Source organism: Methylobacterium oryzisoli (genome assembly GCF_046557895.1).
Taxonomy (GTDB): domain Bacteria; phylum Pseudomonadota; class Alphaproteobacteria; order Rhizobiales; family Beijerinckiaceae; genus Methylobacterium; species Methylobacterium oryzisoli.
In genome coordinates this window covers 1-12,818 of the sequence record NZ_JBKIBX010000040.1, presented here as the reverse complement: position 1 = coordinate 12,818, position 12,818 = coordinate 1, and the positions used below count along the sequence as shown (strand labels likewise).

Annotated in this window: 10 protein-coding genes; 5 read left to right on the top strand and 5 right to left on the bottom strand. The window is 74.2% G+C overall.

The genetic code is table 11. The features are described from left to right. Positions 1-145 precede the first annotated feature (145 nt). Positions 146-1,258 carry a glycosyltransferase gene (locus tag ACKUB9_RS26990; protein ID WP_407524068.1) on the top strand — a complete coding sequence of 371 codons (1,113 nt, stop codon included), beginning with the start codon at positions 146-148 and terminating at the stop codon, positions 1,256-1,258. Here ACKUB9_RS26990 and ACKUB9_RS26985 read toward each other — a convergent pair. Genes ACKUB9_RS26985 through wecB form a run of 4 tightly spaced genes read right to left on the bottom strand, consistent with a single transcriptional unit; the run spans position 1,245 to position 6,044 of the window. Further along, positions 1,245-2,729: a lipopolysaccharide biosynthesis protein gene (locus tag ACKUB9_RS26985; protein ID WP_407524066.1), complete on the bottom strand. Its 1,485-nt coding sequence runs from the start codon at positions 2,727-2,729 to the stop codon at positions 1,245-1,247. The genes ACKUB9_RS26990 and ACKUB9_RS26985 overlap by 14 nt on opposite strands. A 3-nt stretch (positions 2,730-2,732) precedes the next feature. After that, positions 2,733-3,509, bottom strand: a complete 777-nt coding sequence (locus ACKUB9_RS26980; RefSeq protein WP_407524064.1) for a WecB/TagA/CpsF family glycosyltransferase — start codon at positions 3,507-3,509, stop codon at positions 2,733-2,735. A gap of 15 nt (positions 3,510-3,524) precedes the next feature. Continuing rightward, positions 3,525-4,793 (bottom strand): UDP-N-acetyl-D-mannosamine dehydrogenase, encoded by a 1,269-nt coding sequence (gene wecC / locus ACKUB9_RS26975; protein ID WP_407524062.1) that lies wholly within the window; start codon positions 4,791-4,793, stop codon positions 3,525-3,527. Between the two features lie 39 nt (positions 4,794-4,832). Continuing rightward, complete coding sequence (gene wecB, locus ACKUB9_RS26970; protein ID WP_407524060.1) at positions 4,833-6,044, bottom strand: non-hydrolyzing UDP-N-acetylglucosamine 2-epimerase; 1,212 nt, start codon at positions 6,042-6,044, stop codon at positions 4,833-4,835. 157 nt (positions 6,045-6,201) lie between these two features. On the opposite strand from wecB, the gene ACKUB9_RS26965 reads away from it, so the two are divergent. Both ACKUB9_RS26965 and ACKUB9_RS26960 read left to right on the top strand, forming a co-directional pair. Further along, positions 6,202-8,229 carry a heparinase II/III domain-containing protein gene (locus tag ACKUB9_RS26965; protein WP_407524058.1) on the top strand — a complete coding sequence of 676 codons (2,028 nt, stop codon included), beginning with the start codon at positions 6,202-6,204 and terminating at the stop codon, positions 8,227-8,229. Between the two features lie 145 nt (positions 8,230-8,374). Beyond that, the gene (locus ACKUB9_RS26960; protein ID WP_410823539.1) at positions 8,375-9,799 is read left to right on the top strand and encodes a GumC family protein; all 1,425 of its coding nucleotides are present in this window, start codon (positions 8,375-8,377) and stop codon (positions 9,797-9,799) included. 19 nt (positions 9,800-9,818) lie between these two features. Here the strand turns inward: ACKUB9_RS26960 and ACKUB9_RS26955 are convergent, their stop codons facing one another. Next, a complete protein-coding gene (locus tag ACKUB9_RS26955; RefSeq protein WP_407524054.1) occupies positions 9,819-10,097 on the bottom strand; it encodes a phosphopantetheine-binding protein in 279 nt (92 codons plus the stop codon). A gap of 290 nt (positions 10,098-10,387) precedes the next feature. Between ACKUB9_RS26955 and ACKUB9_RS26950 the strand changes: the two genes are divergently transcribed. Together ACKUB9_RS26950 and ACKUB9_RS26945 are read left to right on the top strand one after the other, a co-directional pair. Beyond that, positions 10,388-11,614 (top strand): acyl-CoA dehydrogenase family protein, encoded by a 1,227-nt coding sequence (locus tag ACKUB9_RS26950; protein ID WP_407524052.1) that lies wholly within the window; start codon positions 10,388-10,390, stop codon positions 11,612-11,614. A gap of 46 nt (positions 11,615-11,660) precedes the next feature. Next, positions 11,661-12,590: an amino acid--[acyl-carrier-protein] ligase gene (locus ACKUB9_RS26945; RefSeq protein ID WP_407524050.1), complete on the top strand. Its 930-nt coding sequence runs from the start codon at positions 11,661-11,663 to the stop codon at positions 12,588-12,590. Positions 12,591-12,818 lie beyond the last annotated feature (228 nt).

The following is a 12,818-nucleotide window of genomic DNA, read 5'->3' as shown; positions in this document are numbered from 1 at the left end:
GCAACCGCGGACCGCTAGCGTCCGGTCCGCGCACAGGCGGCCGGCGCTTTGTCCCAATTCGGTCCAGGGGCGCGGACCATTCCGCCTGGGGCGCAAGCCCCGGGCCGCCCGCAGGCGCCGGAACCTGTGCCACCGGAGAACCCCCGTGCCGGACCGAGCCCCCGCCCGCATCGCCGTCTACGTCCCGGCCCTCGTCGGCGGCGGGGCGGAGCGCGCCGCCGCCGTCCTGGCCTCGGGATTCCGGGCCGAGGGCCGGGAGGTGCGCCTGTTCGTCGATTTCCTGGCCGCGGAGAACCGGGACTTCCTCGACCCAGCGGTCGCGGTGACGCCGCTCGGCCGCTCGCACGTGGCCTCGGTGCGGGCGCTCGCGCGCCATCTCGCGTCGGACTGCGCCGACGTGGTGCTGGCGGTGGGCGGGGCGGCGAACCTCAAGCTCGCGGCCGCGCAGGCCCTGGCCCGCGCACGGGCTCCGCGCACCCGCGTGCCGATCGCGCTGTCCTACCACGGGCGCTCGGATGTCGGGCGCGGGCGCCTCGGCCTCGCGGCCTTCGCGCTGGCGCCGCTCCTCACGCGGCGCGCCGCCGCGACGGTGTGCGTCTCGCAGAGCCTCGTGCGGCATCTCGTGGAGGAGTGGCGGGGCGCGGCCGCGCGCGTGGTCGCGATCCCCAACGCCATCCCGGTCGAGGAGGCGCACCCGGCCGCGAGCGAGGCGGAGCTGCGCGCCCGCGCGCCCGTGATCCTCTCGGCCGGGCGCCTCGCCCGCGAGAAGGATTTCGCGACGCTGCTGCGAGCGGTCGCCCGCCTGCCCGCGCCCGCGCGCCTCGTGATCCTGGGCGAGGGGCCGGAGCGTCCCGCCCTCCAGGCGCTCGCGCAGGAGCTCGGCATCGCCGATCGCGTCGCGCTGCCCGGCTACCGGCCCTCGCCCTGGGAGAGCTACGCGCAGGCCCGGGTCTTCGCCCTCTCGTCGCTGAGCGAGGGGTTCGGCAACGTGGTGGTGGAGGCGCTCGCCTCCGGCCTGCCGGTCGTCGCGACCGATTGCGGCGGCCCGCGCGAGATCCTCGAGGACGGCCGCCACGGCGCCCTGATGCCGGTGGGCGACGCCGAGGCCCTCGCGGCGGCGCTCGCCCGGGCGCTCGACGCGCCGGGCGATCCGGGGCCGCGCCGCGCCCGGGCGGCCCGCTTCGCCACCCGGCGCGTGGTCGGCGACTACCTCGCCCTGCTGGACGCGGCCGCCGCCGGGGCGGTCAGGGCTTCGTGACCGCGGGCGTCAGGACCGGCACCGCCGGGGCGGGGACCGGCGCCAGCGGCGCCCAGGGCGTCTGCATCACCCGCTGGATCGAGAGGCCGAGCAGGCTCAGGCCGGCCGCGTACACCACCACGAAGGCGAGCGTGCTGCCGATCAGCACCGGCATCGGCCCGTAGGGCCAGAGCAGGTTGCGGGCCGTGACGAGGGCGAGGCTGGCGCAGAGGTTGGCGCCCGCGATCCGTGCCAGGCCGCCCCAGGGCATCGGGATCGGCACGATCCGGGCGGTGAGGAGCGCCGTCGTCAGGCAGGCGGTGGCGCAGGCGGTGGCGTAGGCGAGGCCCGCCCCGACGATGCCGAGCCGCGGCACCAGGAGCGTGCACAGCACCACCCCGACGATGGCCGAGGGCAGCATGGTGAGGGGCTGCAGCCAGGTGCGCTTCGAGAGGTGGAAGGCGTTGTCGAAGATGAAGAACTTCGTGGTCAGAAACAGCGAGCCCACCGCCAGCCAGGGCATGAGCAGGGCGCCCTCGGCCCGGTAATCCTCGGGCAGCACCACCGTGAGGAGCGGGCAGGCGAGGACGACGAGGCCGGCCGTGATCGCGCCGCCGACCGCCATCACGGTGGTGAGCAGGCCCGCCTGCGCGGTCCCGGCCGCGGCCACCCCCTCCTGCTCGTAGACCCGCACGAGGTGCGGGAAGGCGTAGGCGTTGAGCGGCCCGAGGAAGAGGTCGATGGGCTGGCGGGCGAGCGAGTAGGCGGCGGCCAGCACCGCCACCGCGTGCGGTCCCATCAGGGCGTCCACGATGTAGCGGTCGACCGAGCCGATCGTGTAGCCGAGCAGGCTCGCGATCATGATCGGCAGGCCGAAGGCTATCGCGGCCCCGTAGCCGGTGCGCGCGAGGCGCGGCCGGGCGGTGCCGCGCAGCGCGAGCGCGAGGCCGACGAGGCCCGCAATCAGGGTCGCGCCGGCGAGCCCGAGCGTCGCGGGCAGGAAGGCCGGCCCGACGAGCAGGGTCGCGCCCGTGGCGGCGGCGAGCGTGCCGCCCGCCCGCAGCGATTCCACCAGCGCGTAGGCTTGGTGCATCCGCCGGATCTGCAGCAGGATCAGGGCGAGGCGCAGCGGCGCGAAGGCGAGGAGGTAGGAGGCCACCGCCAGCGCGAAGGGCACGCCCTGCTCGTGGCGCAGGAGCCCGCTCAGCACCGCCAGCGTCAGGGACACGCCCGTCATGCCGATCGTGAGCACCACGAGCCGGCCGAGCCGGTGCGGGCGCACCCGGCCGCCCGCGCCTTCGCTGCGCAGCGCGAACACCCGCACCCAGTTGCCGAGCGCCATGTCGAAGATCTCGGCCGTGGTCAGCACGAGCACGAACAGCCCGTACTCCGCCATCGGCATCAGGCGGGTCAGGATCACCAGGAGGGCGAACATCAGCGCCTTGGGCGCGAGGTTCGCCACGAAGTAGAGGATGTAGGCGGCGCGCTCCATGGCTCAGCTCCGGGTGCGGGAGGCCGGCCCGAAGCGCTCGGGCGCGAGGCGGCGCAGCGCCTCGCCGGCGAGGAGGCCGGCGAAGACGGCGTTGGTGCGCAGGTAGCGGCCCGCGAGCCGGCGCGGCTCCTGGGCGAGGCGGTAGAACCACTCGGCGCCCAGCCGCTGGACGAGGACCGGCGCGCGCTGGACGCGGCCCGCCACCACGTCGAACGAGCCCCCAACCCCCATCACGAAGGGCACGCCGAGCCTGTCCCGGTGGCGGCGCATGAACCGCTCCTTCTGCGGCGTCGGCAGCGCCACGAACAGGCAATGGGCGCCGCTCTCGGCGATCCCGCGGCAGATCGCGTCCTCCTGGTCGGGCCGGAAGTAGCCGTGGTGGGCGCCCGCCAGCACGAGGCCGGGATGGCGGCGCGCCAGCGCCCGGCCGGCATCCGCCACCACGTCGGGCTTGGCGCCGAGCAGGTAGGGCCGCAGGCCCTCGCGGGCGCAGAGCGCGATCAGGCTCTCGAACAGGTCGATGCCGGCCACCCGCTCGACCCGGCCGTGGCCCTGGAGGCGCAGGGCGAGGGAGATGCCCGCCCCGTCGATGCCCACGAGGTCGCTCTCCCGGATGTCGCGGTCGAGGTCGGGATCGCGGCGGGCGTTGACGAGCTTGGCCACGTTCAGCGCCACGTGCTGGCAGCGCCCGGCCTCGCCCCGCATGGCGGCGCGCGCGCGCGCCAGGGTCTCGTCGTGGCTGAGGATGTCGACCGGAAGGCCGAGGAGTTCGACGCGCATCGGGCTCTCCGGGGCTCAGGCCGCTTCGGCGGCGCGGGAGAAGAGCCCGGCGGCGTCCACCACGATCTTCGAGGCGACCGCGCCCCGGTCGAGGCCGCGGAAGCGGTCGTGCGCCACCAGCACCGCCACCACGTCGGCCTGCGCCACCGCCTCGTCGAGGGTGGCGAGCACCACGTCGTCGCGGCCCGCGAGGCCCGCCGGCAGCGCCGTCACGTGGGGCTCGACGATCATCAGCCGCCCGAGCTGCCGGTCGGCGAGCTGGCGGGCGATCAGCAGCGCCGGGCTCTCGCGCAGGTCGTCGACGTTCGGCTTGTAGGCGAGGCCGAGCACCGCGATCGTCGGCGCGCGGAAGCGCGACGCGATGGTGGCGACGCGATCGGCGATGAAGTGGGGCTTGTTGTCGTTCACCTCGCGGGCGGTGCGGATCAGCGGCGTGTGGTTGGGCAGCGCCTCGTGGATGAACCAGGGATCGACCGGGATGCAGTGGCCGCCGACGCCCGCGCCCGGCGACAGGATGTTCACCCGCGGGTGCAGGTTGGCGAGCCGGATCACCGACCAGACGTCGAGGCCGAGCGCGTCGCAGACGAGCGACAGCTCGTTGGCGAAGGCCACGTTGACGTCGCGGTAGGCGTTCTCGACGAGCTTCGACAATTCGGCGGCGGGCGCGGTGGTGAGCCGGTTCGGCCCGGTGGCGAAGACGCTGTAGAGCTCGCGGGCCGCCACCGCGCTGCGGTGGTCGAGGCCGCCGTAGGTGCGCGGGTTCTCGATCAGCTCGCGCAGGGTCTGGCCGGGCAGGATGCGCTCGGGGCTGTAGGCGAGGAGGATGTCGGAACCCTCCGGCACGTCGTCCGGGAAGGTGAGGTCGGGGCGCAGCGCCCGCAGCTGCTCGGCGGCGCCCTTGGTGGTGCCGACCGGGCAGGTCGATTCGATGATGACGAGGTCGCCGCGCTTGAGCACCGGCGCGATCGAGGCCAGCGCCGCCTTCACGGCGGAGAGGTCGGCGCTGCGGTCGTCGCGGATCGGGGTCGGCACCGCGATCAGGAAGGCGTCGGCGGGCTCGGGCAGCGTGGTCGCCCGCAGGTTCCCGGAGGTGACGACGGCGCGCAGCACGATGTCGAGGTCCGGCTCGATGAAGTGCGCCTGTCCGTTGCGGATGCGGTCGACGGCGTCCTGGCGGATGTCGACGCCGATCACCTGGAGGCCGCGGGACGCGAAGGTGGCGGCGGTGGGCAGGCCGACATAGCCGAGGCCGATCACCGAGATGGTCTGACGGGTGCGGGTCATGGGAGGGTTCGCTCTGAAGGGAAGGGGAGGGGGATGAGATCAGGCGATGCGCTGGACGCTCGCCGCCGGGCGCGGGGCGGGGACGAACTCGCGGGCGATCGCCGCCCGGGGCCGGCGCAGGGGCAGGGGCAGGGCGCTGCGGCCCAGAAGGTCGCCGACGATGCGGGCGCTCGCGTGCCCGTCGCCGAACGGGCTCGCGCCGCTCGCCATCGCCGCGTAGGCGCCCGCGTCCGACAGGAGGTGGCGGATCTCCCCGACGATCACGTCGGGATCGGTGCCGACGAGGCGGGCGACGCCGGCCTCGATCGCCTCCGCGCGCTCGCTGGTGTCGCGCATCACCAGCACGGGCTTGCGCAGGACCGGCGCCTCCTCCTGCACCCCGCCCGAATCCGTCAGGATCAGACTGGCGCGGGTCATCAGGTAGACGAAATCCGGATAGTCGAGGGGCTCGATGAGCCGGATGCCCGGCTCGGATCCGAGATGGCGGAAGACCGGCTCGCGCACGTTCGGATTGAGATGCACCGGATAGACCACCTGCACGCCCGGCAGCTGCGCCAGCGCCTTGAGCGCCACGCAGATCCGCTCGAAGCCGTCGCCGAAGCTCTCGCGCCGGTGCCCCGTCACCAGGATCAGGCGCGTGGCCGGATCGATCCAGGCGTAGCGCTCCTCGAGCGCGGTCTTGAGGGGCCCGGGCGTGCCGACGACCTCGGCCATGCGCAGGAGGGCGTCGATGCCGGTGTTGCCGGTCACCAGGATGCGGTCCGGAGCGTGGCCCTCGGCGAGCAGCGCGTCGCGCGCCCGGGCGGTCGGGGCGTAGTGGCGGTCGGCGACGACGGCGGTGAGGCGGCGGTTCGCCTCCTCCGGCCAGGGACTCGCGATGTTGCCGGTGCGCAGGCCCGCCTCGACGTGGCCGACCGGCACGCGCCGGAAGAAGGCCGCCATCGCCGCCGCGGTGCTGGTGGCGGTGTCGCCCTGGACCAGCACACAGTCGGGCCGCCAGTCGGCCAGGATGCGGTCGAGGCCGGTCATCACCCGGGCCGAGACGTCCGCCAGGGTCTGGTCCGGCCGCATCACGTCGAGGTCGTCGTCCGGGGCGAGCGCGAAGGTCGACAGCACGCTGTCCAGCATGCTGCGATGCTGGCCGGTGACGCAGACCCGCGAGGCCACGCCCGGCGTGGCCTGCAGCGCCGCCACCACCGGTGCCATCTTGATGGCTTCCGGCCGCGTTCCGAACACCGAAAGGATCTTCATCGGATGGTCCATTCCATCGGGCGTCGATCGCCCGGGTCGACCGGATGTGAGCAAGATGGAATCCAGCGGAGAGACGCCTTGAAGTGTCGTTTTCCGGCACTGATACTGGGATCGCAGAGTGAAGAGCGGACCCGCCGCGGTCATTTCGGGAAGTTTCATGGTTCATTTTGAGACCGCCCCGGCCCGTCGCAGGGGCAGGGCCGGCCGGATCGGGGCGCGGCTGGCGCGGCTGCGCTGGTATGCCGGGCGCCTGCGGGCGATGTCGGCCGCCGAGGTGCTGCACCGCCTGGAGGAGGCGCGCCGCAAGCGCGCGTGGCGCCGCCGGCCGGTGGGCTGGGAGGACGGGGGCATGCGGGCGCGCTCGCCCCTGCCGGACTTTTCCGGCCTGCGGCGGCGGCTCGCCCTCGCGGCGGACCTGCCGGCCGTGCGCGAGAGCCTCGCACGCACCCACGAGGGGCGGCTGCGCTTCCTCGGGCGCGACTGGCCGCCCGCCGCCTTCGTGGATCCCCGCGCGGATCCCCGCGAGGGCGCGGGCTTCTGGCTGCACGACCCGGTCACCGGCGGGCGCTGGCCCGGCCGCGAGGTCTCCTCCTTCGCGGTCGACGTGCGCTCGACCTCGCATCAGCCCGGCCCCGAGGGCACGCTCGGGGACGTGAAGTACGTCTGGGAGCCGAGCCGGCTGCAGGTGCTCCACCCCCTCGCCGCCGCGTTGGCGGCCGGGGAGGCGGACGCGCTCGGCGCCGGCCTGCGGCTGGTGCGCGCCTGGATGGAGGCGAACCCGCCCTACGGCGGCGTGCACTGGGTCTCGGGCATCGAACTCGCGATGCGGCTCGTGAGCGTGCTGCTGCTGGCCGCCGCGGCCGGACCCGAGGGCATGGACCCGGAGGACCGCGCGCGCCTGCGCGCCTTCGTGGGCGCCCATGCCCACCACCTCGCGGCCTTTCCCTCTCTGCACTCCTCGGCCAACAACCACCGGGTCGCGGAGGGCCTGGGCCTGATCGTCGCCGGCCTGCTGATGCCGGAGGCGGGGAGCGGCTGGGAGACGGAGGGCCGCGCCATCCTGGAGGCCGAGGCGCTGCGGCAGATCCTGCCGGACGGGGTCGGGGCCGAGCAGTCGCCCACCTATCACGGCTTCACCCTGGAGATGCTGGCCCTGGCCGCCCTGCTGGCGCGGGAGGCCGGCCGGCCGCTCTCCGAGGCCCTGCACGAGCGCCTGGAGCGCGGCGCCGCCTTCCTGGTCGCCCTGATGGACGAGGACGGGCGGGTGCCGGCGATCGGCGACGACGACGAGGGCCGGGTGCTCGGCCAGCCGCCGGACCGCGAGCCGCGCTACGCCGCCTCGGTGGCCGCCGCGGTGGCGGGCCTGTCCGGGCGCCGCGACCTCCTGCCGCCTTCCCGCGACCCGCACCTGCGCGACGCCGTCTTCGCGGTGCCGGAGGGCGCGGGCCTCCTGCCGGAGGGGCGCACGGTCTTCCGCGCGGGCGGCTACACCGCCATCCGCGAGCGCATCGCGGGCCGGCGCGTCCAGGCGGTGTTCGACCACGGGCCGCTCGGCTACCTCACCCTCGCGGCGCACGGCCACGCGGACGCGCTCGCGCTCTGGCTCACGCTCGACGGGCAGCCCGTGCTGATCGATGCCGGGACGTTCCTGTACCATTCCGGGCAGGGCCGCCGGACGGCCCTGCGGGAGAGCCTCGCCCACAACACGCTGGCGGTGTCGGGCGCCTCGCAGAGCGCGGCCTCGGCGGGGTTCAGCTGGACGAGCCGGGCGCAGGGCGCGCTGCTGGCCGAGGAGCCGGGGCCGGACTGGTCGGTCACGGGCGTGCACGACGGCTACCTGCGCCGCTTCGGCGTGCGCCACCAGCGGCGCCTCGCCCGCGGCCCGGCGGGCCTCGTCATCGCCGACCGGCTCGACGGCGCCGCGCCGCTGCTGCCGGTCGAGATCCGCTTCCTCCTGCCTCCCGACCTCGCCCTCACCCGCCAGGAGGGCGGCCTCGTCGTCTCGAATCCGTCGGGAGCGCTGTGCCGGTTCCGGCCGCCGTCCGGATTCGGGACGACGGTCGTGCGGGGGGAGGACGCGGTGCACTCCACCGCCTTCGGCCACCTCGCCCCGGCGCAGCGGATCGTCTTCTTCGGGATGCTCGGCGCCGACGAGGCGGTGACGGAGATCGCGATCCTGTCCTGATCCGGACGCCGCCCGCTGGACCGCCGCTTGCAGTTCCGGGCCTGCGGTGCCCCGACGGCGCGCTCTCCGTTCCAATGCGGGACATGTTTCCGATCCGGAACGGAGCGAGCCCCGGGCGCCGCGTGGAGGCGTCGTGATGGGTCGGATGGAACATATCGTGGTGTCGGCGCCGTTCCCGCCGCATCGGGTCGAGGCGGCCGCGCCGGCCGCGGTGATCGACCTGCGCGGTGTGTTCGGCACGCTGCGGCGGCGCTGGCGCTGGATCGCGGTGCCGGTGGTGCTCGCCGCCGCGGCGGCGCCGGGTGCGGCGCTGATGATGCCCGCCCGCTACGAGGCGGTCGCCCGGGTGCTGCTCGACCCGCGCAATCTCCAGGTGTTTCAGAACGAGCTGAACCCCAACGCCAGCAACGGCGAGGAATCGATCCTCATCAGCGAGAGTCAGGCGCAGATGGTGCGCGCCACCAGCGTGCTGACGAGCGTGGTGCGCGCGCAGGGGCTCGCCGAGGACGAGGATTTCGGCGCGCCGCAGCCGGGCGCGCTGTCGCAGCTCCTCGCGCGCCTCTGGCCGGCCCCGCCCGCCAAGGGCACGGGCGAATCCGCGGAGGCCCGGGCGGTGCGGGCGCTGGAGCGGGCCGTGACGGTGCGCCGCTCCGACCGCACCTTCGTGATCGAGGTCGGCGCCACCACGAGCGATGCCGAGAAGTCGGCGCGGGTCGCCAACGGGGTCGCCGAGACCTTCCTGCGCGAACTGATCCAGACCCGGGTCGACACGGTCACCCGTGCCACCGTCGCCCTCGACGCGCGGCTCGGCGAGCTGCGCACGCGCCTCCAGAGGAGCGAGGCCGCGGTCGAGACCTACCGCCAGCGCCGCGACCTGATCGGCGCGAGCGGCCGACTCGTCTCGGAGCAGCAGCTCACGGACCTCACCAACCAGCTCGCGCTGGCCCGTATCCGCACCGCCGAGACCGGTGCGCGCCTCGAGCAGGTTGAGCGCCTGCGGCGCTCCGGCGACGTTCCGGACGGCACCACCGAGGCGGTGCAGTCGACCACCCTCGCGGCCCTGCGCGCCACCTGGGCCGAGGCCAAGCGCGCCGAGGCCGAGACCGCGCTGGTCTACGGCCCCCGTCACCCGGCCAATACCGGGATGGCGCTGCGCGTGCGGGCGGCCCGGCAGCGCCTCGACGAGGAGCTGAACCGTATCGCCCGCGCGGCCGCTTCCGACAGCGAGCGCGCCAAGGCGAGCGAGGCGACCATCGAGCGGCGCATCGCCTCGCTCAAGGGCGAGGCCGCCACCGCCAACGTGGCGCAGGTGCAGCTGCGGGAGCTGGAGCGCGCCGCGGCGGCGGACCGCGGCGTCTACGAATCCTTCCTCAACCGCGCCAAGGACCTGCAGGAGCGCCAGACCCTCGACACCACGAACGCCCGCGTCATCAAGCCGGCGGTGACGCCGCTCAGCCGCACCGGCGTGCCGCGCAGCGTGGTGGTGGCCGGCGGTCTCCTGCTCGGCTTGCTGATCGGCCTGGCGGCGGCGCTGCTGCGCGAGCAGTTCGCCGCCCCCGCGGACCGGTGAGGCGTGCGATGGAGCGCGCTCAGGCTGCCAGCGGGCCGGCGTCCCGCACCGCCTGCACCATCGCGGCGATCGAGCCGAGGGTGCGGAAGCTCTGCGGGTTGAGGTGGCTCGACGGGATGGTGATGTCGAACTCCGCCTCGATCGCCAGCATCAGGTTCACGAGGTCGAGGGAGGTCAGGCCCGCTTCGGTCAGGAAGGTGTCGGGCGCGGGCGCGCAGTCGATGCCCTTCTGCGCCAGGATGCCCTGGACCAGGGCGGCGGTGCGGGCGGTGATCTCGGGGGAGGGGCTGTCGGCCATGATCGTCTCTCTGTGGTCGCGGCGCACCGCGTCGGGCCGGACCCTGCCGCGCCGGCCTTTCCATCCGGTGCACGAGCGGCCCGATCCGGCCCGGCCGGACGAATCCGTCCAAACACACTTAAGATTGTTTGCACGACGCGACCTTGCGTCGGCCGGTGCTTCGACTTCGATGTTTCAGATCATCATCTCTTAGCACTTTGCGCTTTACGTCAACGGAAGTCGGACGTCGCAGGAGACCTGCCGCAGAGCGGGCGGACGGCCGGGAGCAGCATCGAACGAGCGAGACGACCATGACCATTCAGCATCTGCATGCGGGCGTCGATGCGGCGCCCGATTCCGCGGTCGCGGTCCCGGTGGAGCCGGGCCTGCGGGCACTCGTGGTGGCGGGCATCGCCGCCGAGCACGCCGAGGCGGTTGACCGCGACGCGCACTTCCCCGCCGAGGCGATCGCGGCCGCCAAGGCGCATCGCCTGATGAGCCTGCTCGTGCCGGCCGAGTTCGGCGGCGAGGGCGCGGACCTCGCCGCGGTGGCGGACGTCGCCTACGCGCTCGGCCGCGCCTGCGCGTCGACCGCGATGATCTTCGCCATGCACCAAACCAAGGTCGCCTGCCTCGTCGACCACGGGCGCGGGCAGCCCTGGCATGACGACCTGCTGCGCCGCCTCGCCCGGGAGCAGCTCCTGCTGGCCTCCTCCACCACCGAGGGGCAGGGCGGCGGCAACGTGCGCTCCAGCGCCGCCGCGATCGAGCCGGACGGCGCCGACGGGGCCGTCATCACCCTCGACCGGGCCGCCACGGTGATCTCCTACGGCGCGGAGGCCGACGGGGTGGTGACCACCGCGCGCCGCGCTCCCGACGCGGCGGCCTCGGACCAAGTGCTCGCGGTCTTCCTCAAGGAGGATTACGCGCTGGAGCGGCTGAGCGGCTGGGAGACGCTGGGCATGCGCGGCACGTCGAGCTTCGGCTTCCGCCTGCGCGCCCGCGGGCTGCCCGCGCAGGTGCTGCCCGTGCCCTACCAGGCCATCCACGCCCAGACGATGACGCCGGTCTCCCACATCCTGTGGTCGAGCGCCTGGGCCGGCATCGCGGCGGGCGCCGTGGAGCGCGCCCAGGCCTTCACCCGGCAGGCGGCGCGCGGCGCGGGCGGGCAATTGCCGCCGGGCGCGAGCCATTACGGCAAGGCGGCCTCGTCGCTGCGCACGCTGCGCACGCTGATCGCCGGCGCCCTCGACCGCTACGCGCAGGCCCGCGGCGACGCCAAGGCGCTCGCGAGCCTCGACGTCCAGACCGCCGTGACGATGCTGAAGGTGGAGGCCTCCGAACTCGCGCTCGCCACCGTGTCCTCTTCCATGCGGGCCTGCGGGCTCGCCGGCTACCGGCAGGACGGCGCCTTCAGCATCGGGCGGGCGCTGCGCGACATCCTCTCGGCGCCGATCATGATCCACAACGACCGGATCACCGCCAACCTCGCCGCCACGGGCCTGATGTCCACGGTCCCGGCCTCGCTGCGCGACTGAATCCCCGAACTCCTCTCGAAACGCCGAACCGGAGCGGCCCGACGCCATGAACATGCCCCTGAGGACGACGCCGGCGCGACCGGCCGAGCACAGTCTCGACACCCTGTTCGACGGCCTCTTCCGGCCGATGAACGCCGACGGCGTCTACGCCCGCACCGGCCGCTACGAGGCGGTAGTGGAGGCGCTCCAGGCCCTGATCTCGCGCCAGCGCGAGGAGGGCACGGAGATCTTCCGCTTCCCGCCCGTGATGAGCCGGCGCCACCTGGAAACCCACGGCTATCTCAAGAGCTTCCCGAACCTGCTCGGCTGCGTCTCCTGCCTGGAGGGCAGCGAGGCGGAGATCCGGGGCGTCGTCGACCGGCACTACGCGGGCGGCGACTGGACGGACGCCCTCGAGAGCGCCGACCTCGTGCTGACGCCGGCCGCCTGCTACCCGGTCTACCCGATCGCGGCGGCGCGCGGCGCGGTGCCGGCGCAGGGCTACCGCTTCGACGTCGCCTGCGATTGCTTCCGCCGCGAGCCCTCGCGGGACCTCGACCGGCTCCAATCCTTCCGCATGCGGGAATACGTCTGCGTCGGCACGCCTGAGCAGATCCAGGCGTTCCGCGAGCGCTGGATCGTCAAGGCGACGGCGCTCGCCGACCGCCTCGGCCTCGTCTACGAGGTGGCCCAGGCGAGCGACCCGTTCTTCGGTCGCGTGGGCCAGCTCATGGCCATGAACCAGCTCGAACAGGCGCTGAAGTTCGAGCTGCTGGTGCCGCTGCGCGGCGACGGCCCGGCCACGGCCTGCATGAGCTTCAACTACCACCGCGAGCATTTCGGCTCGACCTGGAACCTGCGCGACGCGGACGGCGAGCCGGCCCACACGGGCTGCGTCGCCTTCGGCATCGACCGCCTGACCGTGGCGCTGTTCGCCACCCACGGCCTGGAGGTGGCGGAGTGGCCGGCGGACGTGCGCGACGCGCTGGCGCTGTGAGGAGGGCGGGCGGCTCCGGCGCGGTCGCCGGGCCGCCGTGTCCGTCTTAGCGGAGGCCGGCCGACCGGGCATTCCCGGTCGATCGCACTTCGTCGGCGTCGTAACACTTGATGTTGCACAGCCGAGGCAAGTCTCGGCGCGGGAACCGCGACGGAACCCCTCTCCCGTGCGGGCTAGCCTATTCACACATCGCCGAATGAGGCGCGGGATCTCCTCTCCCCGCACGCG

Excerpts from the sequence above, each read along its gene's own strand:
- ACKUB9_RS26960 (WP_410823539.1), top strand. The coding sequence starts at position 8,375 with ATGGAACATATCGTGGTGTCGGCGCCGTTCCCGCCGCATCGGGTCGAG.
- ACKUB9_RS26945 (WP_407524050.1), top strand. The coding sequence starts at position 11,661 with ATGAACATGCCCCTGAGGACGACGCCGGCGCGACCGGCCGAGCACAGT.
- ACKUB9_RS26950 (WP_407524052.1), top strand. The coding sequence starts at position 10,388 with ATGACCATTCAGCATCTGCATGCGGGCGTCGATGCGGCGCCCGATTCC.
- ACKUB9_RS26985 (WP_407524066.1), bottom strand. The coding sequence starts at position 2,729 with ATGGAGCGCGCCGCCTACATCCTCTACTTCGTGGCGAACCTCGCGCCC.
- ACKUB9_RS26965 (WP_407524058.1), top strand. The coding sequence starts at position 6,202 with ATGGTTCATTTTGAGACCGCCCCGGCCCGTCGCAGGGGCAGGGCCGGC.
- ACKUB9_RS26955 (WP_407524054.1), bottom strand. The coding sequence starts at position 10,097 with ATGGCCGACAGCCCCTCCCCCGAGATCACCGCCCGCACCGCCGCCCTG.
- wecB (WP_407524060.1), bottom strand. The coding sequence starts at position 6,044 with ATGAAGATCCTTTCGGTGTTCGGAACGCGGCCGGAAGCCATCAAGATG.
- wecC (WP_407524062.1), bottom strand. The coding sequence starts at position 4,793 with ATGACCCGCACCCGTCAGACCATCTCGGTGATCGGCCTCGGCTATGTC.
- ACKUB9_RS26980 (WP_407524064.1), bottom strand. The coding sequence starts at position 3,509 with ATGCGCGTCGAACTCCTCGGCCTTCCGGTCGACATCCTCAGCCACGAC.